Annotated in this window: 24 protein-coding genes; 9 read left to right on the forward strand and 15 right to left on the reverse strand. The window is 69.1% G+C overall.

The genetic code is table 11. The features are described from left to right. Positions 1-5 precede the first annotated feature (5 nt). Positions 6-1,226: a URC4/urg3 family protein gene (locus LRH25_RS16785; protein ID WP_231011711.1), complete on the reverse strand. Its 1,221-nt coding sequence runs from the start codon at positions 1,224-1,226 to the stop codon at positions 6-8. After that, positions 1,219-2,490, reverse strand: coding sequence for a GTP cyclohydrolase II (locus tag LRH25_RS16790; RefSeq protein ID WP_141291038.1), 1,272 nt, complete (start codon positions 2,488-2,490; stop codon positions 1,219-1,221). Before LRH25_RS16790 ends, LRH25_RS16785 begins: the two co-directional genes overlap by 8 nt. Positions 2,491-2,795: 305 nt before the next feature. On the opposite strand from LRH25_RS16790, the gene LRH25_RS16795 reads away from it, so the two are divergent. After that, entirely contained in the window at positions 2,796-3,239 is a 444-nt protein-coding gene (locus LRH25_RS16795) for a MarR family winged helix-turn-helix transcriptional regulator (RefSeq protein WP_170201116.1), read from the forward strand. Positions 3,240-3,336: 97 nt separating this feature from the next. Here the strand turns inward: LRH25_RS16795 and LRH25_RS16800 are convergent, their stop codons facing one another. The 8 genes from LRH25_RS16800 to LRH25_RS16835 form a co-directional block, all read right to left on the reverse strand. Then, positions 3,337-4,116, reverse strand: coding sequence for an SDR family NAD(P)-dependent oxidoreductase (locus LRH25_RS16800; RefSeq protein WP_231011714.1), 780 nt, complete (start codon positions 4,114-4,116; stop codon positions 3,337-3,339). Beyond that, positions 4,113-4,988 carry a class III extradiol dioxygenase subunit beta gene (locus tag LRH25_RS16805; protein ID WP_231011717.1) on the reverse strand — a complete coding sequence of 292 codons (876 nt, stop codon included), beginning with the start codon at positions 4,986-4,988 and terminating at the stop codon, positions 4,113-4,115. Before LRH25_RS16805 ends, LRH25_RS16800 begins: the two co-directional genes overlap by 4 nt. Positions 4,989-4,995: 7 nt before the next feature. Beyond that, on the reverse strand, positions 4,996-5,418 hold the full coding sequence (gene ligA, locus LRH25_RS16810) for a protocatechuate 4,5-dioxygenase subunit alpha (protein ID WP_141291734.1): 423 nt from the start codon (positions 5,416-5,418) through the stop codon (positions 4,996-4,998). A gap of 154 nt (positions 5,419-5,572) precedes the next feature. Further along, a complete protein-coding gene (locus tag LRH25_RS16815; RefSeq protein ID WP_231011719.1) occupies positions 5,573-6,049 on the reverse strand; it encodes a nuclear transport factor 2 family protein in 477 nt (158 codons plus the stop codon). Further along, a complete protein-coding gene (locus LRH25_RS16820; RefSeq protein WP_231011722.1) occupies positions 6,036-6,785 on the reverse strand; it encodes an alpha/beta fold hydrolase in 750 nt (249 codons plus the stop codon). Before LRH25_RS16820 ends, LRH25_RS16815 begins: the two co-directional genes overlap by 14 nt. 9 nt (positions 6,786-6,794) lie before the next feature. Then, positions 6,795-7,745: an amidohydrolase family protein gene (locus tag LRH25_RS16825; RefSeq protein WP_141291963.1), complete on the reverse strand. Its 951-nt coding sequence runs from the start codon at positions 7,743-7,745 to the stop codon at positions 6,795-6,797. Next, complete coding sequence (locus tag LRH25_RS16830; protein WP_231011724.1) at positions 7,742-9,871, reverse strand: acetate--CoA ligase family protein; 2,130 nt, start codon at positions 9,869-9,871, stop codon at positions 7,742-7,744. Before LRH25_RS16830 ends, LRH25_RS16825 begins: the two co-directional genes overlap by 4 nt. Before the next feature lie 11 nt (positions 9,872-9,882). Beyond that, positions 9,883-10,707 carry a crotonase/enoyl-CoA hydratase family protein gene (locus LRH25_RS16835; RefSeq protein ID WP_211361613.1) on the reverse strand — a complete coding sequence of 275 codons (825 nt, stop codon included), beginning with the start codon at positions 10,705-10,707 and terminating at the stop codon, positions 9,883-9,885. A gap of 273 nt (positions 10,708-10,980) precedes the next feature. On the opposite strand from LRH25_RS16835, the gene LRH25_RS16840 reads away from it, so the two are divergent. Genes LRH25_RS16840 through LRH25_RS16870 form a run of 7 tightly spaced genes read left to right on the forward strand, consistent with a single transcriptional unit; the run spans position 10,981 to position 20,805 of the window. Next, a complete protein-coding gene (locus tag LRH25_RS16840) occupies positions 10,981-12,444 on the forward strand; it encodes a benzaldehyde dehydrogenase (protein WP_375142179.1) in 1,464 nt (487 codons plus the stop codon). 19 nt (positions 12,445-12,463) lie between these two features. Beyond that, a complete protein-coding gene (locus tag LRH25_RS16845; protein WP_141289567.1) occupies positions 12,464-13,231 on the forward strand; it encodes a coniferyl-alcohol dehydrogenase in 768 nt (255 codons plus the stop codon). 31 nt (positions 13,232-13,262) lie between these two features. Beyond that, complete coding sequence (locus tag LRH25_RS16850; RefSeq protein ID WP_141289568.1) at positions 13,263-14,996, forward strand: DUF1302 domain-containing protein; 1,734 nt, start codon at positions 13,263-13,265, stop codon at positions 14,994-14,996. 11 nt (positions 14,997-15,007) lie between these two features. Further along, a complete protein-coding gene (locus tag LRH25_RS16855) occupies positions 15,008-16,357 on the forward strand; it encodes a DUF1329 domain-containing protein (RefSeq protein WP_231011726.1) in 1,350 nt (449 codons plus the stop codon). Then, positions 16,354-17,385, forward strand: a complete 1,032-nt coding sequence (locus LRH25_RS16860) for a WD40/YVTN/BNR-like repeat-containing protein (protein WP_231011729.1) — start codon at positions 16,354-16,356, stop codon at positions 17,383-17,385. Before LRH25_RS16855 ends, LRH25_RS16860 begins: the two co-directional genes overlap by 4 nt. 30 nt (positions 17,386-17,415) lie before the next feature. Continuing rightward, on the forward strand, positions 17,416-19,830 hold the full coding sequence (locus tag LRH25_RS16865; RefSeq protein WP_231011794.1) for an efflux RND transporter permease subunit: 2,415 nt from the start codon (positions 17,416-17,418) through the stop codon (positions 19,828-19,830). Positions 19,831-19,863: 33 nt separating this feature from the next. After that, positions 19,864-20,805 (forward strand): alpha/beta hydrolase, encoded by a 942-nt coding sequence (locus LRH25_RS16870; RefSeq protein WP_231011731.1) that lies wholly within the window; start codon positions 19,864-19,866, stop codon positions 20,803-20,805. Positions 20,806-20,818: 13 nt separating this feature from the next. On the opposite strand, the gene LRH25_RS16875 is transcribed toward LRH25_RS16870, so the two are convergent. The 3 genes from LRH25_RS16875 to LRH25_RS16885 form a co-directional block, all read right to left on the reverse strand. Continuing rightward, positions 20,819-20,956, reverse strand: coding sequence for a response regulator (locus tag LRH25_RS16875; protein WP_170200850.1), 138 nt, complete (start codon positions 20,954-20,956; stop codon positions 20,819-20,821). An 87-nt stretch (positions 20,957-21,043) separates the two neighbouring features. Next, complete coding sequence (locus LRH25_RS16880; protein WP_141287550.1) at positions 21,044-22,183, reverse strand: AAA family ATPase; 1,140 nt, start codon at positions 22,181-22,183, stop codon at positions 21,044-21,046. Next, complete coding sequence (locus LRH25_RS16885; RefSeq protein WP_141287551.1) at positions 22,180-23,067, reverse strand: RNA ligase family protein; 888 nt, start codon at positions 23,065-23,067, stop codon at positions 22,180-22,182. Before LRH25_RS16885 ends, LRH25_RS16880 begins: the two co-directional genes overlap by 4 nt. Positions 23,068-23,694: 627 nt before the next feature. Here LRH25_RS16885 and LRH25_RS16890 point away from each other — a divergent pair. Beyond that, complete coding sequence (locus LRH25_RS16890) at positions 23,695-24,531, forward strand: alpha/beta fold hydrolase (RefSeq protein WP_170200854.1); 837 nt, start codon at positions 23,695-23,697, stop codon at positions 24,529-24,531. Between the two features lie 73 nt (positions 24,532-24,604). Here the strand turns inward: LRH25_RS16890 and LRH25_RS16895 are convergent, their stop codons facing one another. Then, positions 24,605-25,630: an MBL fold metallo-hydrolase gene (locus LRH25_RS16895; protein ID WP_170200851.1), complete on the reverse strand. Its 1,026-nt coding sequence runs from the start codon at positions 25,628-25,630 to the stop codon at positions 24,605-24,607. Between the two features lie 27 nt (positions 25,631-25,657). Further along, positions 25,658-25,891: a DUF2789 family protein gene (locus LRH25_RS16900; RefSeq protein ID WP_141287553.1), complete on the reverse strand. Its 234-nt coding sequence runs from the start codon at positions 25,889-25,891 to the stop codon at positions 25,658-25,660. Between the last annotated feature and the right edge of the window lie 118 nt (positions 25,892-26,009).

Below are 26,009 nucleotides of genomic sequence, written 5' to 3' on the forward strand. Positions count from 1 at the left end.
ACTCCTCAAAACACCGTGCCGTCACTGGCGATGTTCAGCGGCGGCTTGCCGCCTTCGCGCAGCGTCCTGGCGATCTCGCGGCCTGCCGCCCAGGTGCCGCCTTCGAGGATGCAGGCCAGCGGCATCTCGGCCGCGGTCTTGCCGAGCCGGGCGCGCACCAGCGGTGCGAGTTCATCGATGAGCGCGACGGTGAGTGCGCGCCACTCGACGATGGCCTCGTTCGCGGCCGTGTACTGGCGCTCTGCGAAGTTTGGGTCGCGCGGCAGCAGCACCTGCGTGTCCAGCAGCAGGCCGCCGTTGCGGTACTCGGGCAGGCCGGTCATGCCGTCCAGCTCGGTGAGCGTGATGCCGGCCCACTCGAAGGGTTCGAGAAGAGAGTAGGTCAACCACTGGCTTAGCTTGTGGAACGGCACCCAGCCGGCGGTGGGGCCGCTGCCGCCCGCGGCGGGGTGCTGCCAGCAATCGCCCAGCGGCACGCCTTCAAGTTCGCTGCCGGTGAGCCAGATGGGGCTCAGGTGGTCGAGCAAGGCCTGCAGCACGCGCGGCGCGGGCAGGTGGGTGGTCTGGCCGTTGTCGGTGAGCAGGTCCAACAGGCGGCCGGGACGACCTTCGAGGCCGAAGGCTGCGGGCTGGGCGGCCAGCGTGTCACCGAGCCCGCGCAGCAAGGTGGCGCGGCCTGCGAGGCCGACCAGCGGGTTGTCTGCGCTGACCTGGAACACGGCGGCCAGCGCGGCTTCGTCCACGCGCTGCAGCGCGGCGGCGTCAACCCGCAACGGGTCGCTCGCGTCGGACGAGAACAGCCCTTGCAGAAACGCCCGGAAGCTCGCCACGCCAAGGCCTTCGGAGCGGTTGAAGCTTTGCCCCGAGGCCACCTCTGCGTAGCGCCATTGCGGCCCGGCGCCGGCGTCCAGCAACACGCTGACCAGTGTCAGGTCGATGCGCGCCCGGGCCTGCGCGGCTGCGTCGCGCCCGGCCAGCAGCGCGTCGAGCTCGCCCTTGCGGTCCACGCCGCCGGATTCGAAGTGCCGCCAGCGGCTGTGGTACGGAATGCGCAGGTCCGGGTACTGCCGGCGCGTCACCTGCTCGACCAGTTGGGCGGCGGCTTCAAGTCGGCTGCGCTGCACGGTGAAGTGGCGCGACTGGCCTGCGTCGGCCGCGGCGAGGATGTTGCCGCAGCGCTCGCGGATGGTCGTGGTGGATCGCAGTTTGGAAGCCAGGTCAGCCAAGCGTGCGCCCCTTGGTGGCTGCGAGCTGATCTCCGTCCGGGACTGCACCGTCCGTGAAATACCCCGCAGCGATCTTGGCCTCGATCTCGACCCGTGCATCGGCTGGCACCAGCTCGTCCGGGATCTTCACGCGCTCGCCCACCTCGATGCCGCTGCCGGTGATCGCGTCGAACTTGTCGTTGCTCATGCTGACCAGGCGGTGGATCTTGCGGATGCCCAGCCAGTGCAGCACATCGGGCATCAGCTCCTGGAAGCGCATGTCCTGCACGCCGGCCACGCACTCGGTGCGCAGGAAATACTTGTCCGCGCTGTCGCCGCCGAGCTGGCGCTTGCGGGCGTTGTAGACCAGGAACTTGGTGACTTCGCCGAGCGCGCGGCCTTCCTTGCGGCTGTAGGCAATCAGGCCCACGCCACCTTGTTGCGCGCCCTTGATGCATTCCTCGATCGCATGTGTCAGGTAGGGCCGGCAGGTGCAGATGTCGGAGCCGAACACGTCCGAGCCGTTGCATTCGTCGTGCACCCGCGCGGTCAGCGTGACGTTCGAATCGGCCAGGTCGCGCGGGTTGCCGAAGATGTACAGCGTCTGCCCGCCGATGGGTGGCAGGAAGACTTCCAGGTCGCTGCGCGTGACCAGCTCGGGGTACATGCCGCCGGTCTCCTCGAACAGGTTGCGCCGCAGGTCGGCCTCGCTCACATTGAAGCGCCTGGCCACGCCCGGCAGCCACCAGACTGGCTCGATGGCAACCTTGGTGACCACCGCCGAGCCGTTTTCCAGCAGCACCCGGTTGTCCGGGATCAGGCGCTGGAAGACCATCGCATGGCGGATTTCGGGCAGGTCGATGTGGGCCTTGGTGACGGCAATCGTCGGCCGCACGTCGTAACCCTGGGCGATGTGTTCGCTGAACACGTCGGCCACGCTGGCGCCCCAGGGGTCGATCGAGACCATTTTCTCGGCCTCGCCCCACTGCGGATTCGGGCCGATCAGGTCGGTGGGGGAGGTGTTGGTCAGGTCGGCCCGGTGGCCCTTGACCAGGTTGCCGGCCGCAACCGCCAGCGCGCGGTACACGCCATAGCTGCCGCTGTGGGTGCCGATGACGTTGCGCTGGCTGCGGTTGGTGGTGGTGCCGATGACCGGGCCGCGCTTGGCCGCGGTGGCCGCACCCCAGTGGATCGCGGGCGCGCCGCTCGGGCCCTGCTGGCCCGGGTGGCTGGTGAGGCGGATGTGCCGGGTGGCACGCACGTCCCCTGACTTCTCACTGCTCATCTCGCACCGCTCCTGCTTGGTGGCCGACGTGAACAAGCATACGCCGTCGTGGCAACAACGCGAGCAAGTCCCGGGCCACCAAGGCGTGGCGGACGGTGCGCGTGGCAGGTTAAGCGTTAGATATACTAATTATCGCAATGCCGATTCCCGCGGCGGTTGGCCGTTCCGGCGCGGTCACACGATGTCCCTGGATTCTCCGGGGCCGCAGCCTGCCAACCCGCACCCATCTCGCGCAAGGTTCCGATCACGTGTCAGCTTCCCCCATCAAAGGCAAACCAGCAGCGCGACGTCCGCGGGCCGCAGCCATGTCCGACGACCCTTTGGCGCGCTTCGATTTCCTGACGGGCTCGCTTGGATACTCCCTGCGCCTGACGCAGGTGCGGATGTACAACCTGTTCTTCGAGATGATCGGCGACTTGGGCCTGACGCCGGCGCGCGTAACGGCCTTGTCCCTCATCGCCACCGGCGACGACATGAACCAGGCCAAGCTGGCGCGCAGCCTGGACATCGCCGGTCCGAGCGCGCTGAAGATCGTCGATGCGCTCGAGGCCGCAGGCCTGATCTGCCGGCTCGACGTACAGGGTGACCGGCGCCGCTACGTGCTGGCGCTCACCGCCACGGGCCGCGCCAAGCTCGAGCAGCTTCGCGTGCGGATGGCCGAGTACGAGGACCGCATCGCCGCCGGCCTGTCGCCCGCAGAGCGGGAGCAGCTGATCGGGCTGCTCAACCGCACCGCGCTGCCGGGATGAGAGCGGCGCGCGCTCGCAGGTCCACATGCGCCCCGGCGCTGAAGGTCGGCAGCGTCTGGCCGGCCAGCTCGGGCACTGGCGTCTTCGGGGCGGGTGTTCAGCGCGGTGCCATGCGCAGCGCGCCGTCGAGGCGGATGACCTCGCCGTTAAGGTGGCCGTTGACGGCGATGTGCAGCGCCAGGGCGGCGAACTCTTCAGGGTGCCCAAGGCGCTTGGGGAACGGAATGGACTCGGCAAGCGACTGCTGCACCGGCTCGGGCAGCGCCTTCAGCAGCGGCGTGGCGAAGATGCCCGGCGCGATGGTGCAGACGCGGATGCCCCATTGCGCCAGGTCGCGCGCCAGCGGCAGCGTCATGCCGGCGATGCCGGCCTTGCTGGCGGCGTAGGCCTCCTGGCCTACCTGGCCGTCGAAGGCGGCGACCGAGGCCGTGTTGACGATCACGCCGCGCTCACCGTCGGCCAGCGGCGGCAGGGTGGCTGCCTGCGCCGCCATCAGCCGCACCATGTTGTAGGTGCCCAGCAGGTTGATGCGCAATGTGCGCTCGAAGTCGGCCAGCGGCGCGGGGGTGCCGTCGCGCTGGATGACGCGGCGTGCGCCACCCACGCCTGCAATGTTCATTAGCACGCGCGCCGGGCCATGCGCGGTCGCGGCGGCTTCGAGCGCTGCGGTCGCGCTGTCGGCATCGCTGATGTCGCAGAGCCAGGCGTTGGCTTGAAGGCCCAGCTCGCGCAGGCTCGCCGCCACGCGCTCGGCGCGGTCGAGGTCGATGTCCAGCAAGGCCACGCGGGCGCCGCCGGCGGCCAGGGCGCGGGCCACGGCCTCGCCCAGGCCGGAGCCGGCGCCGGTGACGACGGCCGACTGATCTTGGATGTTCATGTGCGGATCTCCGGGTCCTCGAGAATCAGGTGGCCCACGGCCGTGTTGGACGCGGGCACGTGGTAGAAGCGTCGCGCCAAGCGCGGGGGCGGTTGTCCGGCCAGATCGCCCATGGCGCCGCGCGCCACCAGCCACATCACGAGCTCGATGCCTTCGGATCCGGCCTCGCGCACGTAGTCGACCGTGGGCACTGCGGCCAGCGCCTCGGGCTCGAAGATCAGCCGGTCGATGAACTGCTGGTCCCAGGCGCGGTTGATCAGGCCGGCGCGGCGGCCCTGCAACTGGTGGCTCATGCCGCCGGTGCCCCAGACCTGGACGTTCAAAGGCGCGGGAAAGCCATGGACCGCGCGACGCAGTGCGCGGCCCAGCGCAAGGCAGCGGCGGCCCGACGGCACGGGGTACTGCACCACGTTCACGGCCAGCGGGATCACGCGCACCGGCCATTGCCCGGTGACGGGCTGCTCGCCGAACATCAGCGACAGCGGCACCGTCAGGCCATGGTCAACCGGCAAGCGGTTGGCTAGGGTGAGGTCGAAGTCTTCCTCGATGAGCGACTGCGCGATGTGTGCCGCCAGTTCGGGGTGACCCTGCACCGGCGGTACCGGGCGAGGGCCGAAGCCCTCGTCGGCGATGGGGAACTCGGCGGCGGTACCCAGGGCGAACGTGGGAACCAGCTCCGGGCCGAAGGCCGTGGCGTGGTCGTTGTAGACCAGCACCACCACGTCCGGGCACCGCGCGGCGACCCATTCCTTGGCGAACTGGTAGCCCTCGAAGACTGGTTGCCAGTACGGCTCTTGCGTCTTGCCGTGGTCGAGCGCTGCGCCGATGGCGGGCACATGCGAGGTATAGACCGAAGCTGTGATCTGGGCCATGGCGTGTTCAGTCTGCGGTTCGGGGTGCTTGCGCATCGCCGTGTTCGCCGAGTCGGCGGTTGCCCTCGGGCGAGCGCCCGCCGGCCAACATCATGTGGCGGTACCCGTCTTCGCTCATTCCGCTCATCGAGCTCACCAACTGCAGCGCGCTGATGCCATCGGTGGCACCGATCTTCACGAGGAAGTAGATGTTCCCGCCCAGCGCGATGCAGGCGTTGTAGTCGCGGGCCCGGACGGCCGCGCGCTGCTCGGGCGTCATCGGCCAGGCTGCGAGGTAGGCGTCTTCGTCGGCTCGGAAGCGGCTCCGGTTGCCGGCCTGCATCAGTGACATGCAGAACTGGTTGAGCCCGTAGCCGCGGCGTGCCATGTCGGCATCGAACACGGTGGTGCCCGGAATGTCCAGGTAGGGCTTGGAGAGGGGTGGGCTCATGCGGATGCGCTCGAAGGTCTGGCGCTGCCGGCAGGCAGGCCGTTCAGCATGCGGGTCCGGCCACGCGGCTGCGTGCGCACCGGCGCAAGCTGCAGGCGGCGAGCAGGGCCGGGGCGATGTGGCGGTTGAAGGGCATGGTGCGGCGGGTGAGGCGTCAAACCTGCGGCAGGTCGGGTGTGTGCAGATCGAAACAGGCCACGCGCTGGTCGATGCGCCAGCCCTGCGCGCTGCGAACGAACCGGTCGATGAACCGACCGACGATCTGCCGCCCTTCGGCAGCGCGCCCCTGAGGGCCGCTGTCGGCGCGCAGGTCCGCGGCCCACAGCAGCACGCGGGTGGTGGCCTCGGCGTGGTCCGGGCCGACTTCGTCGAACAAGGTGCCGCAGACCAGGTGCACCGTGATGCGGTGCGCGGGACGCTCACGGTAGGCCCGGGCGATGGCTTCGCGGCCCTTGAGCGCCGCGCCGTTCGGGCGCGTCAGATGCGCGTCGGCCGTGAACAGCGCGGCCAGCGCATCGGCCTGCCCGGTGTCCGCCAGCGTTGCGGCCCGCAGCACCAGTTCGCGGCAGGCGGCTTCGTCGAGCAGGCGCCGCATCGCATCGGCCTGGTGCTCCGGATCAGGCTGCTGCATCGCAATGCACCAGCCACTGTGCCAGTGCGGCCGACACGGCCGCGGGCTGCTCCATGGGGCTCATGTGTCCGCACTCGCCGATGAACCGCAGCACCGAGCCCGGCAGCAGGGCCTGCATGGCGCGGTGGCGCTCCGGCGGGCTCCATCGGTCCTGCTCGCCGCAGACGAGCAGGACCGGGCTGTGGACGCCGCGCAGCACCGGTTCGGCATCGGGGCGGTGCAGCAGCGCCTGCACCTGCGCGGCGAAGCGGGCGGGATTGCTGCGCAACACCATCGCCACCATGCGCTCGAACAGCGCGGTGCCGATCACGGCGGGGTGCACCATGGGTGGCAGCCATTCGCGGCTCACCGCCGCCATGCCCTGGCTTCGCGCCAGCGCCACCAGGGCGTGGCGCGAGCGGTACTCGGCCTCGCCGGCGGCGCCGTCCGGGCGCGCAGCCGTGCCGCTGTCCAGCAAGGCCAGCCCGCCCACGCGCCCTGGCGCCTGGCGCAGCATTTCCAGGGCAATGCGCCCGCCCATCGAGTGTCCGGCCACGGCGAACCGCGGCGCCGCAATGGCAGCGAGCAGCTGCCGCGCCATCGCGCCGAGGTGGTCGACCGTGTCGTCGATGCCGAGCGGGCCGACCATCACCTCGCGCGTGCTGCCCAGGGCCTCGGCCTGGGCCGCCCAGACGTCTTCGTCGCACAGCAGGCCGGGAAGCAGCAGCAGCGGCATGGCGGGGTTGCGGGATGGCATGCCGGCCCCTCAGCAGCACTCGCCCGAGGGCGGCTTGAGCCGCGAGTAGCGGCCATTCACGGGATCGCGGTCCAGGCCCAGCAAGCGGATGGCGTTCTGCTTGAGCAGCAGCGGCCGCACCTCGGGACGGATGTCCAGCGTCTCGAAGTCCTTCAGCCAGCGATCAGGCGTGATCACCGGGTAGTCCGAGCCGAACAGCATCTTGTGCTTGAGCAGCGAGTTCGCGTATTTCACCAGCTGGGGCGGAAAGTAGCGTGGCGACCAGCCCGAGAGGTCGATGTAGACGTTGGGCTTGTGGGTGGCCACCGCCAGCGCGTTGTCCTGCCACGGGAACGAGGGGTGGGCGATGACGATGGGCATCTGCGGGAAGTCCACCGCCACGTCGTCGAGGAACATGGGGTCGGAGTACTTCAGCCGGATGCCGCCGCCGCCAGGCAGGCCGGCGCCCAGACCGGTCTGCCCGCTGTGGAAGATCGCCGGCAGGCCGACCTCGGCGATGGCTTCGTACACCGCGTAGGCGGCGCGGTCGTTCGGGTAGAAGCCCTGGGCCGAGGGATGAAACTTGAAGCCCTGCACACCCCAGTCCTTGACGAGGCGGCGCACTTCGCGCGCACCCATCTTGCCGCGCATCGGGTCGATGCTGGCGAAGGGGATCAGCGCGTCGGGGTGGCGAGCCGCCTCTTCGGCGACCTCCTCATTGGTGATGCGGGCCTGGCCGGTCTCGCGTTCGGTGTCGACGGTGAAGATCACCGCCAGCATGCGTCGTTGCCGGTAGTACTCGGCCGTCTCGCTGATCGTCGGCCGCGCCATCGGCTGCTTGAAGTAGGCGTCCATTGCCGCATCCATCGCGATCGCCACCTCGTCGGGCGGGTTGCGCGTCGAGACGGTGGCGTGCGTGTGGATGTCGATGGCGACGATCGCGTCGAGGAAGCCCTGCCCCGGCAGCGGTGCCTCGCTCATCGCACCACCACCAGCGCGTCGAGCGCCAGCACGCCACGTTCCGGTCCGTAGGCCAACAGCGGGTTGACGTCGATCTCCGCGATCTCGGGCCGCTGCAGCATCAGTGCGCCTATCGTGGCCACGGCGCGTGCCACCGCGTCCAGGTCCACCGGCGGCGCACCGCGGAAGCCCTGCAGCAGCTTGGCGGCCTTCAGCGAGCGCAGCCTGGCGACGATGGCGGCGTGCGGAAGGTCGGGACTGAGCAGCCGCACGTCGCCCAGCGCCTCCACCCAGATGCCGCCCAGGCCGAGCATCAGCACCGGGCCCCATTGCGCGTCGCGCACCGCGCCCACCACCAGCTCCAGGCCCTTGGCGGCCATGGTCTCGACGAGCACGCCGTCCAGCACCATGCCGGGCGCATGGCGCGCGATGTTGTCGTGCAGCCGCTGCCAGGCCTGGCGCAAGGCGGCCTCGTCGGCAATGTTCAGCAGCACGCCGCCGGCCTCGGTCTTGTGGGCCAGGGCGGCAGCCTGCGCCTTCATCACCACCGGGTAGCCGATGCGCGCGGCGGTGGCCAGCGCCTCTTCCAGCGAGCGTGCCAGCGCGCCGGGCGGTGTGGCCAGGCCGGCGGCGGCGAGCACCTGCTTGCCCTGCCACTCGGGCAGCGTGCCGCCGGCCAGCTTCGGCAGGGCGGACAGCGGCAGGGACATCTGCGACGGCCCCGCGTGCCACTCGGCCCGCAGGCGGCCGAAGCGCGTGAAGGTGGCCAGCGCGCGCAGCGCACGCTCGGGCGAGCGCATCACCACCGTGCCCATGCGCGCAGCGCGCTCCACCATGGCCGGCGGCAGGGGCGTGTCTTCGTTCTGCATCACGAAGATGGCCGGCTTGGTGCGGCCTTCCATGCCAAGCAGGTGGGCGTCGAGCCACACCGGGGCGATCTCGGGCGAGGGCATGGGCAGCGAGACCAGCAGGCTGCCGATGGCGGGATCGTCCTGCTCGGCGACCACGCCCAGCGTGATCAGCTCCGGCCGCGGGCCGATGAGTGTGCCCAGATCCAGCGGGTTGCGTGGCGGCGTGTAGGCGGGCAGCTGCTCGCGCAGTGCCTCGACCTGCGGCGCCGACATCGGGGGCATCTCCAGATTGAGCGGTTCGAGGTAGTCGAGCGCGATGCCGCACAGCGCCCCGGACGCGGTGATCAGGCCCAGCCCGCCGACCGGCGGCTGCGGGAAACGCAGCATGAGCTGGCCGAGGTCGATGGCTTCCTCCAGGCTGTCCACGACCAGCACGCCGGCACGCTCTGCGGCCAGCCGCATGGCGCCGTGGTTGCCGGCCAGCGCGCCGGTATGCGAGCTGGTGGCGGCCTGGGCGCCTTCGCTGCGACCGGGGTGCAGCAACACGACGCCCTTGCCGGCGGCATGCATGCGCCCGAAGGCCGCGAGCACCTCGGGTGCCGAGCGGATCTGCTCGGCGTACACCACCGCCGTTCGGGTGCTGGGGTCGTCGGCCAGGAAGGAAAGCGTCTCCGACAGGCCGACCTGGGCCTCGTTGCCGGTGGTCAGCACATAGGAGACCGGCACGCCGCGCGCGCGCAGCGAGGCCGACACATGCACGCCGATGCCACCGCTCTGCGCCACCACGGCCACGGCAGGGCCGTCCTCGGGCCGAAGCTTCGGCGGCAGCACGAGTTCGACCATCGAGACATGGAAGCCGGCCACGCTGTTGAAGAAGCCGATGGTGTTGGGGCCCAGCAGCGCCAGGCCGCCGGCCCGTGCCGTCTCGGCGATCAGCTGCTGGCGCGTGCGACCCTCCTCGCCCATTTCGGCAAAGCCCGAGGCGAAGCAGACGGCGCCGCGCACGCCGCGTTCGACACAGGCCTTCAGGGTGTCAAGCACGGCATCCGAAGGCACCAGCAGGATGGCCAGGTCCAGGCCTGGCGGCAGCTCGGCGATCGAGGTGTGGACGGTGCGTCCGCCGACGCTGCCGCCGCTTCTGCCCACCAGGTGCAGCGCGCCGTCGTAGCCAGCCTGGAGCAGGTTCTGCAGTACCACCAGGCCGGCCGAGCCTGGCTTGGTGGACAGGCCGACGATGGCGACCGAGCTCGGAGCGAGCAGTGGCCGGAGATCGGGGGTGTTGGACATCGCGGGCATCGGCGTTCTCCTCAAGCGTTGCTCACGCGGGCCTCGGGCGGCGTCACCTTGGCGACGCGCTTCTCCAGGAAGGCACGCATGCGCGCCTTGGCTTCGCCGTCGGACTGGGTCACGGCGGCCATCAGACCCTCGGTGAGCAGGCCGTGGGCCATCGGCTGTTCGGCGATCAGCGGCAGCGCCTGCATGATCGCGAAATTGGACAGCGGGGCATTGCTGGCGATGCGTCGAGCCAGCTCCAGGCCTCTGGCCAGGCCTTCGCCATCGGGCACGGTGTAGTGCGTCAGGCCCACCTGGAAGGCTTCCTCGGCGTTGTACACGCGGCCGGTGAGCATCATTTCGGCCACCCGCGAGCCGCCGATCAGCTTGGACACGCGCACCGATCCGCCGCCGCCCAGGAAGATGCCGCGCTGGCCTTCGGGCAGACCGAAGTAGGCCGACCGCTCGGCCACGCGAACATGCGCGACCGAGGCCAGCTCCAGCCCGCCACCCACCACGGCGCCGTGCATCACGCACACCACCGGCCGCCGTCCGAACTGGATGCGGTCGAAGACCTCGTACCAGGAGCGTGAGTGCATCAGGCCCTCGGCCGGCGAGGTCTCGGTGAGCTCGCTGAGATCGAGGCCGGCACAGAAGTGTTCGCCGCGCCCGCTGAGGACCACCGCGCGCACGGCATCCGGCAGCGACTCGAAGGCGGCGCGCAGCTCGCCGATCACGCCCAGGCTCAGCGCGTTGCGCTTGTCGGGGCGATTCAGCGTCAGCGTGGCGACGCAGTCGTGCAGTTCGACCTCGACGAGCGCCGGAGCGCCCACAGGCCTGGACAGGGAGGAATCCATCATGGTTTGAGCGGTATTGCTGACATAGTGAAATCATTATCTTGGATAAGAATGTGTGTGGCAATTGGATATCGACAGAAGCCGATCGGTGCAAACCCTGATCGCTGCCGTGAAGGCATGCGCAGGGAGTCGGCCCTGTGGCACATGCGTTGTGCCGGCAGCGGCCGCGTCTTCGAGTCGCTCCTAAGGGTTGGTCCCGAGGCGATGCGCGTGGCGCATTGGATGCAAAGCCAATAACATGCATAGCCACACTAACTATTTGTGGAGAAAACATACGTGAGCACATCCTCCTTCCTTGACTTCGACGCTTGGCGCGAGCACATCTACAGCAACGGATGGCGCGCCGCTTCGCAGTCGGCCGACATCGTCGAGCCCGCCACGGGCCGGGTGCTGGCGCGCGCCGGCCGCGCCGTGCCGGCCGATGTGAAGAGCGCCGCCGAGGTCGCCGTTGCCGCGCAGGCCGTGTGGGCCGCGAAGCCGCCGCGCGAGAAGGCCACCGTCTTCCGCAGGGCCGCGGCATTGCTTCAGCAGCACTTCGACGAACTGGCGTTGTGGGTCACCCGCGAGACCGGCGGCGTTCTGCCCAAGGGGCAGCACGAGGTGCGCGAAGCCATGGCTTTTTGCGAGCAGGCCGCCGCGATGCCGATGCAGCCGCAGGGCCAGGTGCTGCCCAGCGTGCCGGGCCGCACAAGCGTGGCGCGGCGGGTGCCGCACGGCGTGGTGGGGGTCATCAGCCCGTTCAACTTCCCACTGATCCTGACGCTGCGCGTGGTGGCTCCGGCGCTGGCTGCGGGCAATGCGGTGGTCGTCAAGCCCGACATGCGTACGCCTGTGTCCGGCGGTTACCTGCTGGCGCAGCTGTTCGAGGCCGCCGGCCTGCCGGCCGGCATGCTGCATGTGCTGCCCGGCGGCGCCGACGTGGGCGAGGCGCTGGTTGCCGAACCGTCCATTCACATGATCTCGTTCACCGGCTCGGTCGCCGCAGGTCGACGTGTGGGTGAACTGGCCGCTCGCCAGTTGAAGAAGGCTTCGCTGGAACTGGGAGGCACCAATTCACTGGTGATCCTGGAAGACGCCGACATCGACCTCGCCGCCAGCAACGCTGCCTGGGGCGCGTGGGGGCACCAGGGCCAGATCTGCATGGCCACCAACCGCGTGATCGTGCACGAGTCGATTGCTGCGGCGCTCACCGAACGATTGCTTGCCAAGGCAAGGCATCTGCCGCTGGGTGACGGTGCCACGCAGCAGGTGGCGCTGGGTCCGCTGATCGACGAACGCCAGCGTGACCGCGTGCATGGCGTCGTGCAGGACAGCGTGAAGGCCGGTGCGCAACTGTTGGCCGGTGGCACGTACGACGGGCTCTTCTACAAGCCCACCGTGCTGGCCGGCGTGGGGCGCGGCATGCGCGCGTACGACGAGGAGATCTTCGGCCCGGTGCTTTGCCTGATGACCTTCAGGACTGACGACGAGGCGGTGGCGCTGGCCAACGACCACGCCGGCGGCCTGGCCGCGGCCGTGATCTCGCGAAACGTGGGCCGCGCCAGCGGGATCGCACAGCGACTGAAGGCCGGCATGGTGCACGTGAACGACCAGACCGTGAACGACGACATCGTGAACCCGTTCGGCGGCCCCGGCGTCGCCGGCAACGGCAGCGTGCACGGTGGACCGGCCGACTGGGAGGCCTTCACCACATGGCAGTGGTTGACCGTCAAGGACACGCCTCCGGCGTATCCGTTCTGAACCCGGCCCAGGAGGATTCATGAGTCTCAAGGACAAGACCATCGTCGTCACCGGCGCGTGCTCGGGCATTGGTGCCGAAACTGTGCGCGTGCTGCGTGCCCGCGGCGCGCGCGTGATCGGCCTGGACCGCAGCGACCCGATGCTGACACTGGACGGATTCGTCAAGGCCGACCTGTCGGAGCAGGCCGCCATCGACCACGCGATGAAGCAGCTGCCGGCGCAGGTCGATGCGCTGGCCAACGTGGCTGGCGTGCCCGGCACCGCGCCGGCCGAACTGTTGGGGCGCGTGAACTACCTCAGCCTGCGGCACCTGAGCGAGCGCGTGGCAGAGCGCATGTCGGCAGGCGCCAGCATCGTCAACGTGTCGTCGATCCTCGGTCACTTCTACATGCAGCGGCTGGACCAGCACAAGGCTCTGGCCGACACCCGCAGCTTTGAGGCGGGCCTGGCCTGGCTGGCGCGCAACCCGGTCTCGCAGGCCACCTGCTATGAGTTCTTCAAGGAAGCGCTGATCGTCTGGACCATGCGTCGCGGCCACGCGCTTTTCCTCGAGCAGGGCATCCGCATGAACGCGGTTGCGCCTGGGCCGGTGTTCACGCCGATCCTGGGCGAGTTTGCCACCCAGCTGGGTGAAGCACGCGTGCAGGCCGATGCCTCGCGCGTCAAGCGCCCCTCGTTCGCTGACGAAGTGGCGCCGGCGATCGCGTTCCTCTGCAGCGACGACGCGCGCGCGATCGTTGGTGCCAACCTGCCGGTGGACGGCGGATTTGAAGCCAGCTACCTCTGATCGAACCGAAGAAGACCCACAGGAGACAACAATGAAACTGCACCTGACGGCAGTGGCGGCGGCGGCGCTTGCCGCCTGCACGGCACACGCCTTCACCATCGACACACCGGACCCGGACCTCAAGGTCCGGCTGGACCTGACGCCGAAGTTCAGCGCCGGCTATCGGCTGAAGGACCCGTCGCGCGACCTGACGCGCGTGGACGTGGCCGACGACCCCGGTGTCGTCAACGAGGACGATGGCGACCACAACTTCAGGAAGGGTCTGATCAGCCGTCGGTTCGAGTTGCTCACCGAACTGGATGTGCAGGCCCCCAACTTTGGCGGTCGCCTGTCGGGCACGGCCTGGTATGACGGCATGTACCTGGGCCGCAACGACTACAACGGCACGCCGCTGTATGCCGGCGGCGTGCCGCTCGGCCCGGTCATTGACACCAGCAACAACCAGATCGGCCAGGATCCCAACGAGTTCGTGTCCGCCACGCGGCGTCGGCACGGTCGCGGCACGGAGCTGCTCGATGCCTTTGTCTTTGCCAAGGGGGAGGTTGCCGGAATGGCGGGCACGGTTCGCCTCGGAAGGCACACCCTGCAGTGGGGTGAGAGCCTGTTCTTCGGCCAGAACGCCATTGCCAACGCGCAGGGGCCGGTGGACATCGCGAAAATCGTTTCCGTGCCCAGTTGGCAGTTCAAGGAAGTGCTTCTGCCGGTGGAACAACTGTCGGGCTCGCTGCGCGTGGCCGAGGGCGTGCAACTGGGTGCGTACTACCAGCTCAAGTGGCGCAAGAGCAAGCTGCCCGGTGTCGGCAGCTTCTTCTCGAACCAGGACTACATCGGCGGTGACCAGGTCAACTTCGGCAATGCACCCGACGGCAGCCCGATCATCCTGCCGACGCTGACCGAGCGCGACAAAACACCGGGCAACAGCGGCCAGGGTGGCGTGCAGCTGCGCTGGAGCCCGCCCGGTGGCGACTATGAGTTCGGCTTCTACGCGGTTCAATACCATGACAAGACGCCCAGTGCGCTGGTCATGGACTTCGTCAACGGCGACGTGCACGTCGCCTACGCGAAGAACATTCGTGCCTATGGTGCCAGCATGACTTCGTCGTTGGGTCAGCTGAACTGGGCGCTGGAGGGCAGCGTGCGACAGGACACGCCGCTCACCAGCGACCCCGCAGTGCTTGGGGGTGCGAGTCCGGTGCTGGCCTGCGACAACGGCAAGGAAAACCCCTGCTACGCGCTTGGCAACACTGCGCACCTGAACCTGTCGGGCATCTACGTGCTGCAGCCTTCGGCACTTTGGGGTGGCGGCGCGGTGCTGGGCGAGATTGCCTACAACTACCGGCTGAAGATCAAGCGCGACATATTCGCCGGAGCGGACGGCAGCAGCCAGGGCATCGGCGGGCTGGACCCGAACACCACCAAGGGCGCCTGGGCCGCCCGCGCACTCTTCGAGCCGGCGTACTTCCAGGCGGCATCGGGGCTGGATCTCTCGGTGCCCATCTCCGTGGCCTACAACTTCGCAGGGCGGTCATCGGCCGTGAGCAACTTCGCCGGCGGCGTTTCCGATGGCGGCGAGTGGAGCCTTGGCCTGAAGGGCAAGTACCAGAACGCCTGGAATTTTTCGTTGGCCTACACCGACTACTTCGGCAAGGCCAAGACCTTTACCGAGACGCTGGTGCCCGGCAGCGCAGCGCTGCGCCAGCTGAGCTTCGGCCAGACCCTGCGCGACCGCGCCAACCTGTCGTTCAGCGCCTCGCGCACTTTCTAAGGATCATCACCATGAAGCACAAGCTCATTGCACTGGCTTGCGCCGCGCTCCTGCCGTTCACGGCCCATGCCGCGGTGTCGGCCGAAGAGGCTGCCAAGCTCAAGACCACGCTCACGCCGCTGGGCGCCGAGAGGGCCGGCAACAAGGACGGCACCATCCCTTCGTGGGAAGGGGGCCTGACCAAGGCCGCCGCCGGCTACAAGAACGGCGACCCGCGGCCCGACCCCTTCCCGGGCGACAAACCCATCCTGCAGATCAGCGCCAAGAACATGGACCAGCATGCCGCGAAGCTGTCCGACGGCGTGAAGGCGTTGATGAAGAAGTACCCCGACTTCCGCATCGACGTGTACCCCACGCGTCGCAGCGCGGCGGCGCCGCAGCATGTGTACGACAACACGTTCAAGAATGCGACCAAGGCCAAGCTGGTGGACAACGGCCTGGGAGTGGAAGGCGCGTTCGGCGGCACCCCGTTTCCGATTCCCGCCAGCGGCGACGAGGTCATCATGAACCATCGCCTGGCCTGGACCGGCATGGCCATGCAGACGCCTTTCCGTGTGTGGGTGATGACGGCCGACGGCAGGCGCAGCCTGGCCTCCGGCGGCACGCAGTCGTGGTGGCGCCCCTACCACGATCCGAACCTCGCGGCAGACAAGTTCGACGGCTTCTACGCGCTGGGCAAGTTCATTGCCAGCGAGCCGGGCTCGAAGGCCGGCGAAGCGATCCTGGCGCACGACGGCATCGACGCCCAGCACCCGCGCGGCCTTTGGCAATACCTGGTGGGTCAGCGCCGCGTGCGCAAGTCGCCCTCGGTCGGCTACGACACACCGGACGCGGTGACCAGCGGCATCGGCCTGTTTGACGAAGCCTTCATGCTCTTCGGTCCGATCGACAAGCACGAGCTCAAGCTCATCGGCAAGAAGGAGATCTACATCCCCTACAACAATAATCGCGCCGCGCTCGCCAAGGTCGACCAGCTCGTCACGCCCAAGACACTGAACCCCGACCTCGTGCGCTGGGAGCTGCACCGCGTGTGGGTGGTGGAAGCTGCGCTGGCCCCGGGCAAGCGGCACGTGGCAGCCAAGCGCAGGTACTACCTCGACGAAGACACCTGGCAGATCATCCTGCTCGACGGCTGGGATGCCAATGGCGAGCTCTGGCGCACCAACTTCACGCTCACGCTGACGGCGCCCGACGTGCCGGCCGTGATCGGCACCGTGCAGTGGGGTGGCTACGACCTGCAGACCGGCGCCTACTACCTGAACCTTGCGTTGAACGAGCTGCCGGTCCAGATGAAGGTACTGCCGTCGTTCCAGCGCAGCTTCTTCAGCCCCGAGGAACTGGCCAACGAGGGGCTGCGATGAACCGACGGCGCCGCAGCCTGGTGCTGGCCCTGGCGGCCGGCGCGACCGGTGCGGGAGGCGCGCTCGCCGCGCTGCCGCCGGTGCTTGATCGCGCTGCCGTGTCCACGTCGCTGGCCCGCGGGGCGGTGCTGCTGGCCGCGGCGCGGGCCGGCAGCCGCCTGGTGGTCGGCGGCGAGCGCGGCATCGTGCTCTACAGCGACGACGACGGCGCCACCTGGCAGCAGGCCGCAGTGCCGGTGCAGGTGAGCCTGACCTCGCTCTCGTTCGCCGACGCGCAGCATGGCTGGGCCACCGGACATTTCGGCGTGCTGCTGCGCACGCAGGACGGTGGCGCCCGTTGGCAGCGCATGATGGACGGCACCCGCGCCGCCGAACTGCTGCTGAACGAAGCCAGCGACGACAGTCAGCGCGCAGTTGCGCAGCGCCGCCTCAAGGAGGGGGCCGACAAGCCCTTCTTCGACATCGCCCTGGCGGGGGGGCGTTGGCTGGCCGTCGGCGCCTATGGCATCGCGCTGCAGACCCGCGACGGCCAGGCCTTCCATGGCTTGACGCCGCGCCTGCCCAATCCCAGGCAGCTGCACCTCTATGGCATCCGCGCCGCTGGCGAGCGCGTGTTCATCGTGGGCGAGCAGGGCCTGTTGCTGCGTTCGGTGGACAGCGGCGAGAGCTTCGAGGCACTGCCTTCGCCCTACAAGGGAAGCCTGTTCGGCCTGCACCTCACCGCCGCCGGCAGCGTGATCGCCTTCGGCCTGCGCGGCAACGTGTGGCGCTCGGCCGACCACGGCGAGCATTGGACCCAGGTGCCGATGCCGCATCCGGTGTCCGTGAGCGCGGCCACTGCGCTGCCTGGTGGAGGCTTTGCGCTGGTGACACAGAACGGCGAGCTGCTGGTGAGCCGCGACGACGGTGCCACGCTGAGCCTGGCTGCACAGGCGCAGCCCTTTCCGGCCGCCGCGCTGGCGGCGACCACGGGCGGCGAGCTCGTCGTCACCGGTCTTCGCGGCCTGCAGCGCCGCCCCAAGGTCTGAACCCCAACCGATTACGAGTACCCCGTGGCCATCTCCACTGACGACAGCACCCAGCCGGTCATCCAGCGACTGGAAGACTTCGACCCCGCGAGCGGATCGCGCACCGAGCGCCTGTTCTTCAACCACCGCCCCTGGGTGCTGTTGCTGTGCCTGCTGGCCACACTGGTGCTGGGCTGGCAGGCCGCGCGCATCGGCCTGGCCGCGAGCTTCGAGAAGACCATCCCCACGCATCACCCCTACGTGCAGAACTTCCTCAAGCATCGCGAGCAGCTGGCGGGTGGCGGCAATGCGCTGCGCGTTGCGGTGGCCGCGAAGCAGGGCACGATCTTCGACCCCGGCTACCTCGACACGCTGCGCCAGATCAACGACGAGCTGTTCCTGATGCCCGGCGTGGACCGGCCGTTCATCAAGAGCCTGTGGACCGCCAACACGCGCTGGGTGGCCGTGACGGAAGACGGCCTGGACGGCGACACCGTGATGAGCGACCGCTACGACGGCAGCCCCGCCGCGCTGGCGGAGGTTCGCGCCAACGTCGAGCGCTCGGGCGAGATCGGCCAGCTGGTCGCGGCCGACTTCAAGAGCAGCATTGTCTACGTGCCGCTGCTGGACAAGGACCCGCGCACCGGCGCGCCGCTGGACTACGGCGACCTCGGCCGCCGGATCGAGGAGCTGCGCCAGCGCCACACCAACGGGAAGGTGGACATCCACATCGTCGGCTTCGCGAAGGTGATGGGTGACCTGATCGAAGGGGTGCACCAGGTGGCCCTGTTCTTCCTGGCGGCGCTGGCCATTTGCGCCGGCGTGCTCTTCGGCTACACGCGCTGCGCGCGCTCGACGTCCATCGTCGTTGCCTGCTCGCTGGTCGCGGTCGTCTGGCAGCTGGGCCTGCTTCGCCTGCTGGGCTACGCGCTGGATCCGTACTCGGTGCTGGTGCCCTTCCTCGTGTTCGCCATCGGCATGAGCCACGGCGCGCAGAAGATGAACGGCATCCTGCAGGACGTTGGCCGCGGCACGCACCGCGTGGTGGCGGCGCGCTACACCTTCCGCCGCCTGTTCGCCGCCGGCCTGACGGCACTGCTGTGCGATGCGGTGGGCTTCGCCGTGCTGGCGCTGATCGACATCCGTGTGATCCAGGAGTTGGCCATCAACGCCAGCATCGGCGTCGCGTTGCTGATCTTCACCAACCTCGTGCTGCTGCCGGTGCTGCTCTCCTACGTCGGCGTCAACCCGCAGGCCGCGCAGCGCAGCCTCAGGCAGGAGCAGGCGGCGCAGCTGCGTGGTGCGTGGGCGGTGCTGGCCGGCTTCACGCGCACCCGGCCGGCGCTATGGGCGTGTGCGGCAGCGGCGCTGCTGCTGGCCGGAGCGGCGGCGCTGTCGTCGCGCATCCAGGTGGGAGACCTGGATGCCGGCGCCCCGGCGCTGCGTGCCGATTCGCGCTACAACCGCGACAGCGCCTTCGTGGTGCAGAACTACGCCGCCAGCTCCGACATCTTGACGGTGATGGTCACCACGCCCGATGACCAGTGCACGCGCTACGCCAACCTCAGCCGCGTCGACGAGCTGGCCTGGCGGCTCAAGCAACTGCCCGGCGTGGAGGGTACGCAGTCGATGGCGGGGCTGGCCAAGCTGGCGATGGTCGGCTTCAACGAAGGCCAGTTCAAGTGGTACGAGCTGATCGCCAACGACAAGTCGCTCGGCGGCGTGCAGGCCATCGCGCCGCGCGAGCTGTTCAACAAGGCCTGCTCGTTCCTCGCGCTGCACGTCTTCCTCAAGGACCACAAGGCGCAGACGCTGGAGCGGGTCGTTGCCGCCACCGAAGCCTTCATCGCCGAGCAGCCGCAGGGTGCCGATGGCGACGTGCGCTTCATGCTGGGCGCCGGCTCGGCCGGCATCGAGGCGGCCACCAACATCGTGGTGCGCCAGGCCATGCATCAGATGCTGCTGTGGGTGTACGGCGCGGTGCTGCTGCTGTGCCTGCTGACCTTCCGCTCGTGGCGCGCCACCGTGGTGGCGGTGCTGCCACTGGCGCTCACCTCGATGCTGTGCGAGGCCTTGATGGTGGTGCTGGGCATGGGCGTGAAGGTGGCCACCTTGCCGGTGATCGCGCTGGGGGTGGGCATCGGTGTGGACTACGCGCTGTACGTGCTGGCCGTCATGCTGCAGCGGCTCAAGCGCGGTGACAGCCTGGACGCCGCGTGGCGCGCCGCGCTGCAGTTCACCGGCCGCGTGGTGCTGCTGACCGGCATGACGCTGGCGCTGGCGGTGGGCACCTGGCTTGGCAGCCCCATCAAGTTCCAGGCCGACATGGGGCTGCTGCTGGCGTTCATGTTCCTCTGGAACATGGTCGGGGCCCTGGTGCTGTTGCCGGCGCTGGCGCGCTGGCTGTTGACGCCGCCCAAGCCCAGTGCCGCGGCCGTGGCCGCGCCGGTCGGCCAGGTGGCCTGAATGGCACCCATTCGTTCAAACCAGGAGTAATCAATGCTCGACAAGCAGATCCAGCAGGTGCTGGAAGCCGCCCGCGCCAATGGCGCCCCCGATCTCTGCGACGTGCCGCTGCCGGTGGCGCGCGAGATCTATCGACAGATCATGGGCGGCGCTGGCGCACCGCCGGCCGGGGTAGACACCCGGGACATTGCGGCGGCTGGCGGCGTGCCCGCACTGCGTGTCTACACGCCGCCCGGCGCGCAGGCCGCTCCGGTCGTGCTGTGGACGCATGGCGGCGGCTGCGTGGTCGGCGGCCTGGACGAATACGACGTGGTGGTGAAGCAGCTCGCGGTGGACGCGCGGGCGGTGGTTGTCTCGGTGGCCTACCGGCTGGCGCCGGAGCACCCGTTCCCAGCCGCCTTCGACGATGCCTGGGCGGCATTGAAGTGGGTGGCCTCGCCGGAAGGCGCGCGGGCGCTCGGCACGGTGGCCGACACGGGCCGGCTCGCCCTGGCGGGTGACAGTGCCGGCGCGCTGCTGGCCATCACCACCGCGCTGCGGGCGCGTGACGAAGGGGGTCCAGGGCTGCGCAGCCTGGCCCTGGCCTACCCGCTGGCCGCGGGCGGTCACGGCGACTATCCATCGCACACGGCGCACGCGGCCGGGCCGACCCTGACGAAGCGCACGATGGACTGGTGCAGCCACCATTTCTTCGGCGACGCCGGCCGCGCGCCCGATCATCGCGGCGCACCCTTGTTGGCGGACGATCTGTCGAGATTGCCTCGTACGCTGCTGATGCTGGCAGCGCTGGATCCGCTGCGCGACGAGGGCCTGGCCCTGGGAGCACGCCTCAACGACAGTGGCGTGCTGGTCAGCGTGATCGAGTGTCATGGCCTGCCGCACGGCTTCTTGTCGCAAGGTGGATTTTCGGCGGCCGCGCGCGCCGCGCAGCGGCAGCTCGGTCGCGCCTTGGGCGACGCGCTGCACGAGGCCTAGGGCAAGCTGCACGTCAAGGTAAAGCGCCAGCGTCAGGTGTCGATTGCAGCAGCGCTTCGATCATGCCGGGCAGTTGCACGTCCATCAGGATCAGGTCGCGCGGCTGGTGTGCGATGGCAGTGAGCGCCGAGGCCGCGTCGATGGCCGTCACCGCCGGATGGGCCGTTGTCGCCGAGCACGCTGGAGACCAGCGCCAGGTTCATCGGCCTGTGGCGCCCGAACAGCTGCGTGGTGGATGTCACCCTCCGATCACGTGGTCCACCTCGTGCGCCTCCCACGGCAGCGGCAGTTCCCAGCGGTGCAGCATGCGCGCCAGGGCCTGCTGGCTGAGCGTGGTGTCGCGCAGGCAGTTGCGCTGGAACAGCGTGGCATGCGGCACCTCCAGGTAGACCAGCTGCACCTGCGCGTCGTAGGCGTAGAGCAGGTCCAGGGTCTTGTTGCGCATCTGCTCGCTGAGATGTGTGGCGTTCCACACGAAAGGCGCGTGCCGGCGCAGCAAGGCCTTGGCCTTGTCCACCGCGTGGTGTGCGGCCATGCCGTCGTTCTCGCCATGCTTCAGGCCGAGCTCGGTCTTCGCGTCGTCGAACGAGACCACCGGCAGGCCGGCCGCGTGCCGGTCCACCCAGGGGTTCTTGCCCGAGGCCGGCAGGCCGCTGAGCACGATGACTTGCGAGCCGGGCGGCTGGAACAGTGGCGTGTCCAGGTGCAGCGCTGCACCGCGGGCGTACATCAGCCGCGTGTGGGCCGACGCGGCGGCCTTCGGTTGGTCCCAGCAGCCGTCCTCCCGCGCCAACTCCTCGAACAGCGCGATGTCGTCCAGCCGCGCCTGCTGGTCCTCGCAGATGCGCCCGCGCATGTCGGCCCGTGCCACGCAGACCAGGTCGCACAGGTCCACGCCCCAGGACAGCTTGCGGGCGATGAACTCGGGCGACTCGCCGCGGCGTGAGTCGAAAGCGAAAAAGGGCACCTGATGCGCGGCAACGATGCGGCAGATGGCCTCGCGCACCGCAAACGGCAGGCCGGCCCGCCACAGCAGCACCCGCACGTCGACCGCGCCGCGCCGCGAGTGGCCGGGCTGGCCGATGTCGCCGGTCAGCGGGTCCACCACCGTGGTCTCCGGCTTGCACAGGTCGTGCAGCAGCGCGGCCAGGAACAGCACCAGGCGGCGCGTGTCGCCCGCCGCCTGGTAGTGCGGGTCGGCCAGCAGCGCGTCCAGCACCATGCTGGTGTGGATGCCCACATTGCCTTCGGCGTGATAGCGCGGGCTTTGCGGCGTGGTCTCCAGCGCATGCAGGCGAGGGATGGCCTCGCAGCAGGCGGCCCAGTCGTAGTCTTGCCCCGGCGCAGGGCACAGCGCGCGCAAGGTGTCGGCGTTCATGCGGTCCTTCCATCGTGGTTGGGTTGTGGCCAGCCGACCAGCGGCTGCGGCGCGTGGAGGTCCACGCCGTCGGCCAGGCCGTTGGGGATCAAGGGTCGGGTGCTGTGGTGCGAGCCGGAGTCCAGGATGGTCTGCACGAAGTCCGGCCGCACCCACTTGTAGCGGCCCAGCACCTGCTCGCCGTCTTCGAGCTTGATGTAGAGGCCTTCGGCCAGGTCGGACGCGTCGGTCTGCCGCCAGGCCAGCGCCAGGTCCAGCGACTGGCGCCGCACCGCCCGCTCGAAGGCTTGCCGCCACGCCGGCCCCTTGGCCAGCGAAGGCTGCAGCAAGGCGCGCAGCGGTTTCAGCGCCGCTGGCATGGTGCCCTGATGAAGGACAGGCACGCTGAGCACCGGCGAGCCGGCCAGCAGCGCGTGGCGCCTGGCCGTGCTGAGGAACACGCCGGCCTGCCGGTCGAACACGTCGAACTCGCAGAAGTAGTGCGGCAGCCGGTCGTAGCTGACCGAATGCTTCGCGTACAGCCACTCGCCGTACATCACGTAGCGGTCCTCCAGCAGCGCGAGCAGGGTCGCTTCGTGGGCCTTGGCCCATTGCTTGAACGGTGCGAACTGGCGCTCGCGCCCGCCGCCGGCCAGGTAGTGGCCGCGGGATTGCAGCAGCAAGTCGCCTGCCGAGGTGAACGAGACGGCGACGTTGGCGCCGTCGAGCTTTTCTTCGATCACGGCATGCCGGCCGCGCAAGTCGGCCAGCGGCACGTGGTCGTGCCCTTCGTCACCGGCTTGCAGCCGGGAGCCCTCCAGGTGGGGCGTGCGGGGGTATTTCAGGATCTCCAGCGAGTGGAGTTCGGGCGCGAGCGGATGCTTCGCGTCAAATGGCGCAGACATGGTCGTCTCCAGGTTCGGGTGAACGAACCGACGACCTGACAACGCGGTGCCTGCCTGGCTGGGTGCGGCGCCTCCACCATGGCGTGGCGGCGCGGGCACGGAGCGCTTGCAGCGGCGGCCGGACTCTGGGGCATGCGCCGGGGCGGCGGCATGGCGAGGGCTGAGGGGTCAGCGCCTGGGGCGAGTCGGAAAGCGGTCGACGGCTTAAAGGGCGGCGATGCGGCAGGGCAATTGAAGCTCCGTGGCGGCTGGGGGTGGCAAAGGGAGCGCAGTCTAGCCAAGCAGGCCGGTGCTGACAAGGGCTTGCATGTTGCGTCTCGCTGCGGCAACTTGCGCTTGGCTGAGCACTCCCAAGGTACAGGGTCAACCCGGCCATTCGACCTAGACCGGACACGGGTGTCATGGCGATGTCGGGCTTGACGCGGGTCAACACAATGACTTCGTCCAACCCACGAACCCGCGAGGAGCACCCCGGTGTCCATCGAATTCGAAACCACTTTGGCGAACCTCAGCCGCCGGCAACTGCTGGTGAGCGGTGCCGGCCTGGCCGCCACGTTCGCCTTGCCCGGTGCGGCCATTGCCGCGTCTCATCTGTCCCACCCCAACGACCCAACAGGAAATCAAACCATGAGCTATGTGACCACCAAGGACGGCGTCCAGATCTTCTACAAGGACTGGGGCGACAAGTCGGCCCAGCCCATCGTGTTCCACCACGGCTGGCCGCTGTCCAGCGACGACTGGGACACGCAGATGATCTACTTCCTGCAGAAGGGCTTCCGCGTGGTCGCCCATGACCGGCGCGGCCACGGCCGTTCGGCGCAGGTCAGTGAAGGCCACGACATGGACCACTACGCGGCCGACGCGTTTGCGGTCGTCGAGCATCTGAACCTGAAGAACGCCGTGCACATCGGCCACTCGACCGGCGGTGGCGAAGTTGCCCGCTACGTGGCCAAGTTCGGCCAGCCGTCCGGCCGCGTCGCCAAGGCCGTGCTGGTCAGCGCCGTGCCGCCGCTGATGCTCAAGACCGCGAGCAACCCGGAAGGCCTGCCGATGGAGGTCTTCGACGGCTTCCGCAAGGGCGTGGCCGAAAACCGCGCACAACTCTTCCTGGACGTGCCGGCCGGCCCGTTCTACGGCTTCAACCGTCCTGGCGCGAAGACGCTGCCGGGCGTGGTCCAGAACTGGTGGCGCCAGGGCATGACCGGCAGCGCCAAGGCGCACTACGACGGCATCAAGGCCTTCTCCGAGACCGACCAGACCGAAGACCTGCAGACCATCAAGGTGCCGACGCTGGTGATGCACGGCGACGACGACCAGATCGTCCCCATCGCAGACGCGGCGCTGAAGTCGATCAAGCTGTTGAAGAACGGCACGCTGAAGGTCTACAAGGGCTACTCGCACGGCATGCTGACGGTCAACGCCGACGTGCTCAACGCCGACCTGCTGGCCTTCATCAAGGGCTGAGTCCCGCGCGCGGGCTTCCGGCTCGACGCAAAAGCCCCGGCCCGCGAAGGCCGGGGCTTTTTTGCGTCTGCGTTCAGCGCGCCGGCGCGGAGGCCGCGGCGGGCGCGGGCAGCCAGCTGGTGAACGCTGCCGGTGCCCAGTCGTAGCGCCCGTCGCGCGCCAGGATGTGGCCAATGCCGGGGAAGGCGATGTGCGCCGCAGCCACCCACTGGCCCTGCTGGGCCGCTTCGGCAAACAGTTGGCGCCGCACCTGCTCGGCCTGGTCCTGGTCGCTGTCGTATTTCAGGCGAATGCCGGGTGCGGGGAACTGGATGGGTGCGACGTGCACCACGTCGCCCCAGACGACCAGCTTCTGCCCCCGGCTCTCGACCACATAAGCCGTGTGGCCAGGCGTGTGCCCGGCGCTGGGCATGGCGCGCAGGCCAGGCAGCAGGTCCACGCCGCCGACGAAGGTCTGCACGCGATGCGCTGCCAGGTAGGGCTGCAGCGACTCGATGGCGCCGTCGAACATCGAGCCGAGGAAGGCGGGCGCGAGCTTCTGCTGGTCGCGGCTGGTCCAGTAGTCGGCGTCGGTGCGGCTGATGTGCAGCGTGGCGTTGGGAAACGCCATCTGGCCGCGGGCGTTGATGCCGCCAACATGGTCGCGGTGTAAATGGGTCAGGAAGATGTCGTCGACCTGCTCCGGCTGGTAGCCAGCCGCGCGCAGGTTGGCGATCAGGTGGCCGCAGCACTCGCCGTACAGCGTGCCTGCGCCGCTGTCGATGAGCACCAACCGCGAGCCGGTGTTGATCAGGAAGGCGTTGATCGGACCTTCGACCGGGCGCGGCGTGTCGGCGCTGGCGAGCAGCTGGTCCAGCTGTTCGTGCGTGGCGTGTGTCATCACCTCGTCGACCGGGAACGGGTGGGTGCCGTCCAGCAGCGCGGTGACTTCGAAGTCGCCCAGCATCATGCGGTACCAGCCGGCCACCTGCACCCGCTGTTGCGGGGCGGCCGCCCGGGCCGGCGGGACGGCAAGCTCGACGGCGAGCAGGGCGCAGGCCGTGAGGGCGCCTGCCATGACAGTGGAGATCTTGCCGGGAATGCGCGAATGAGGAGACATCTGAATGCTTTCTGAAGCGTGCGGCGCTCAGCGCAGCATCTGGCTGAGTCGGTCGACCACCTCGGCCCACTCGGCATCGTCGGCAATGCCGGTGCAGAGAAAGTCCGATTGCGCGGGCGTCCAGAACGAGGCTTCGGACAGCACGACGCCGGGGGCCAGCGGTCGGTGCGTGGCGACGAAGCGGGCGATGTCCTCTTCGGCGCTGGGCAGGCCGAGCTGCTGGAACAGCGTGGGCAGGTCGTGGCAGGGCTGCTGGGTCATGGGAACTCCTGTGGATCGGTGGTGGTGCGCGACATGCGCCCATGGCGCATGCTCGCCGCGTGCGCGGCGATCCGTCCCCTGGCAATGGGGCCGTCGCCGCTCTCCCGAAATGCAGAGG

It is taken from the genome of Ideonella azotifigens (assembly GCF_021043325.1).
In the GTDB taxonomy this organism is placed as follows: Bacteria; Pseudomonadota; Gammaproteobacteria; order Burkholderiales; family Burkholderiaceae_C; genus Ideonella; species Ideonella azotifigens.

Excerpts from the sequence above, each read along its gene's own strand:
- LRH25_RS16790 (WP_141291038.1), bottom strand. The coding sequence starts at position 2,490 with ATGAGCAGTGAGAAGTCAGGGGACGTGCGTGCCACCCGGCACATCCGC.
- LRH25_RS16795 (WP_170201116.1), top strand. The coding sequence starts at position 2,796 with ATGTCCGACGACCCTTTGGCGCGCTTCGATTTCCTGACGGGCTCGCTT.
- LRH25_RS16800 (WP_231011714.1), bottom strand. The coding sequence starts at position 4,116 with ATGAACATCCAAGATCAGTCGGCCGTCGTCACCGGCGCCGGCTCCGGC.
- LRH25_RS16805 (WP_231011717.1), bottom strand. The coding sequence starts at position 4,988 with ATGGCCCAGATCACAGCTTCGGTCTATACCTCGCATGTGCCCGCCATC.
- ligA (WP_141291734.1), bottom strand. The coding sequence starts at position 5,418 with ATGAGCCCACCCCTCTCCAAGCCCTACCTGGACATTCCGGGCACCACC.
- LRH25_RS16815 (WP_231011719.1), bottom strand. The coding sequence starts at position 6,049 with ATGCAGCAGCCTGATCCGGAGCACCAGGCCGATGCGATGCGGCGCCTG.
- LRH25_RS16820 (WP_231011722.1), bottom strand. The coding sequence starts at position 6,785 with ATGCCATCCCGCAACCCCGCCATGCCGCTGCTGCTGCTTCCCGGCCTG.
- LRH25_RS16825 (WP_141291963.1), bottom strand. The coding sequence starts at position 7,745 with ATGAGCGAGGCACCGCTGCCGGGGCAGGGCTTCCTCGACGCGATCGTC.
- LRH25_RS16830 (WP_231011724.1), bottom strand. The coding sequence starts at position 9,871 with ATGCCCGCGATGTCCAACACCCCCGATCTCCGGCCACTGCTCGCTCCG.
- LRH25_RS16835 (WP_211361613.1), bottom strand. The coding sequence starts at position 10,707 with ATGATGGATTCCTCCCTGTCCAGGCCTGTGGGCGCTCCGGCGCTCGTC.
- LRH25_RS16845 (WP_141289567.1), top strand. The coding sequence starts at position 12,464 with ATGAGTCTCAAGGACAAGACCATCGTCGTCACCGGCGCGTGCTCGGGC.
- LRH25_RS16850 (WP_141289568.1), top strand. The coding sequence starts at position 13,263 with ATGAAACTGCACCTGACGGCAGTGGCGGCGGCGGCGCTTGCCGCCTGC.
- LRH25_RS16855 (WP_231011726.1), top strand. The coding sequence starts at position 15,008 with ATGAAGCACAAGCTCATTGCACTGGCTTGCGCCGCGCTCCTGCCGTTC.
- LRH25_RS16860 (WP_231011729.1), top strand. The coding sequence starts at position 16,354 with ATGAACCGACGGCGCCGCAGCCTGGTGCTGGCCCTGGCGGCCGGCGCG.
- LRH25_RS16870 (WP_231011731.1), top strand. The coding sequence starts at position 19,864 with ATGCTCGACAAGCAGATCCAGCAGGTGCTGGAAGCCGCCCGCGCCAAT.
- LRH25_RS16880 (WP_141287550.1), bottom strand. The coding sequence starts at position 22,183 with ATGAACGCCGACACCTTGCGCGCGCTGTGCCCTGCGCCGGGGCAAGAC.
- LRH25_RS16885 (WP_141287551.1), bottom strand. The coding sequence starts at position 23,067 with ATGTCTGCGCCATTTGACGCGAAGCATCCGCTCGCGCCCGAACTCCAC.
- LRH25_RS16890 (WP_170200854.1), top strand. The coding sequence starts at position 23,695 with ATGAGCTATGTGACCACCAAGGACGGCGTCCAGATCTTCTACAAGGAC.
- LRH25_RS16895 (WP_170200851.1), bottom strand. The coding sequence starts at position 25,630 with ATGTCTCCTCATTCGCGCATTCCCGGCAAGATCTCCACTGTCATGGCA.
- LRH25_RS16900 (WP_141287553.1), bottom strand. The coding sequence starts at position 25,891 with ATGACCCAGCAGCCCTGCCACGACCTGCCCACGCTGTTCCAGCAGCTC.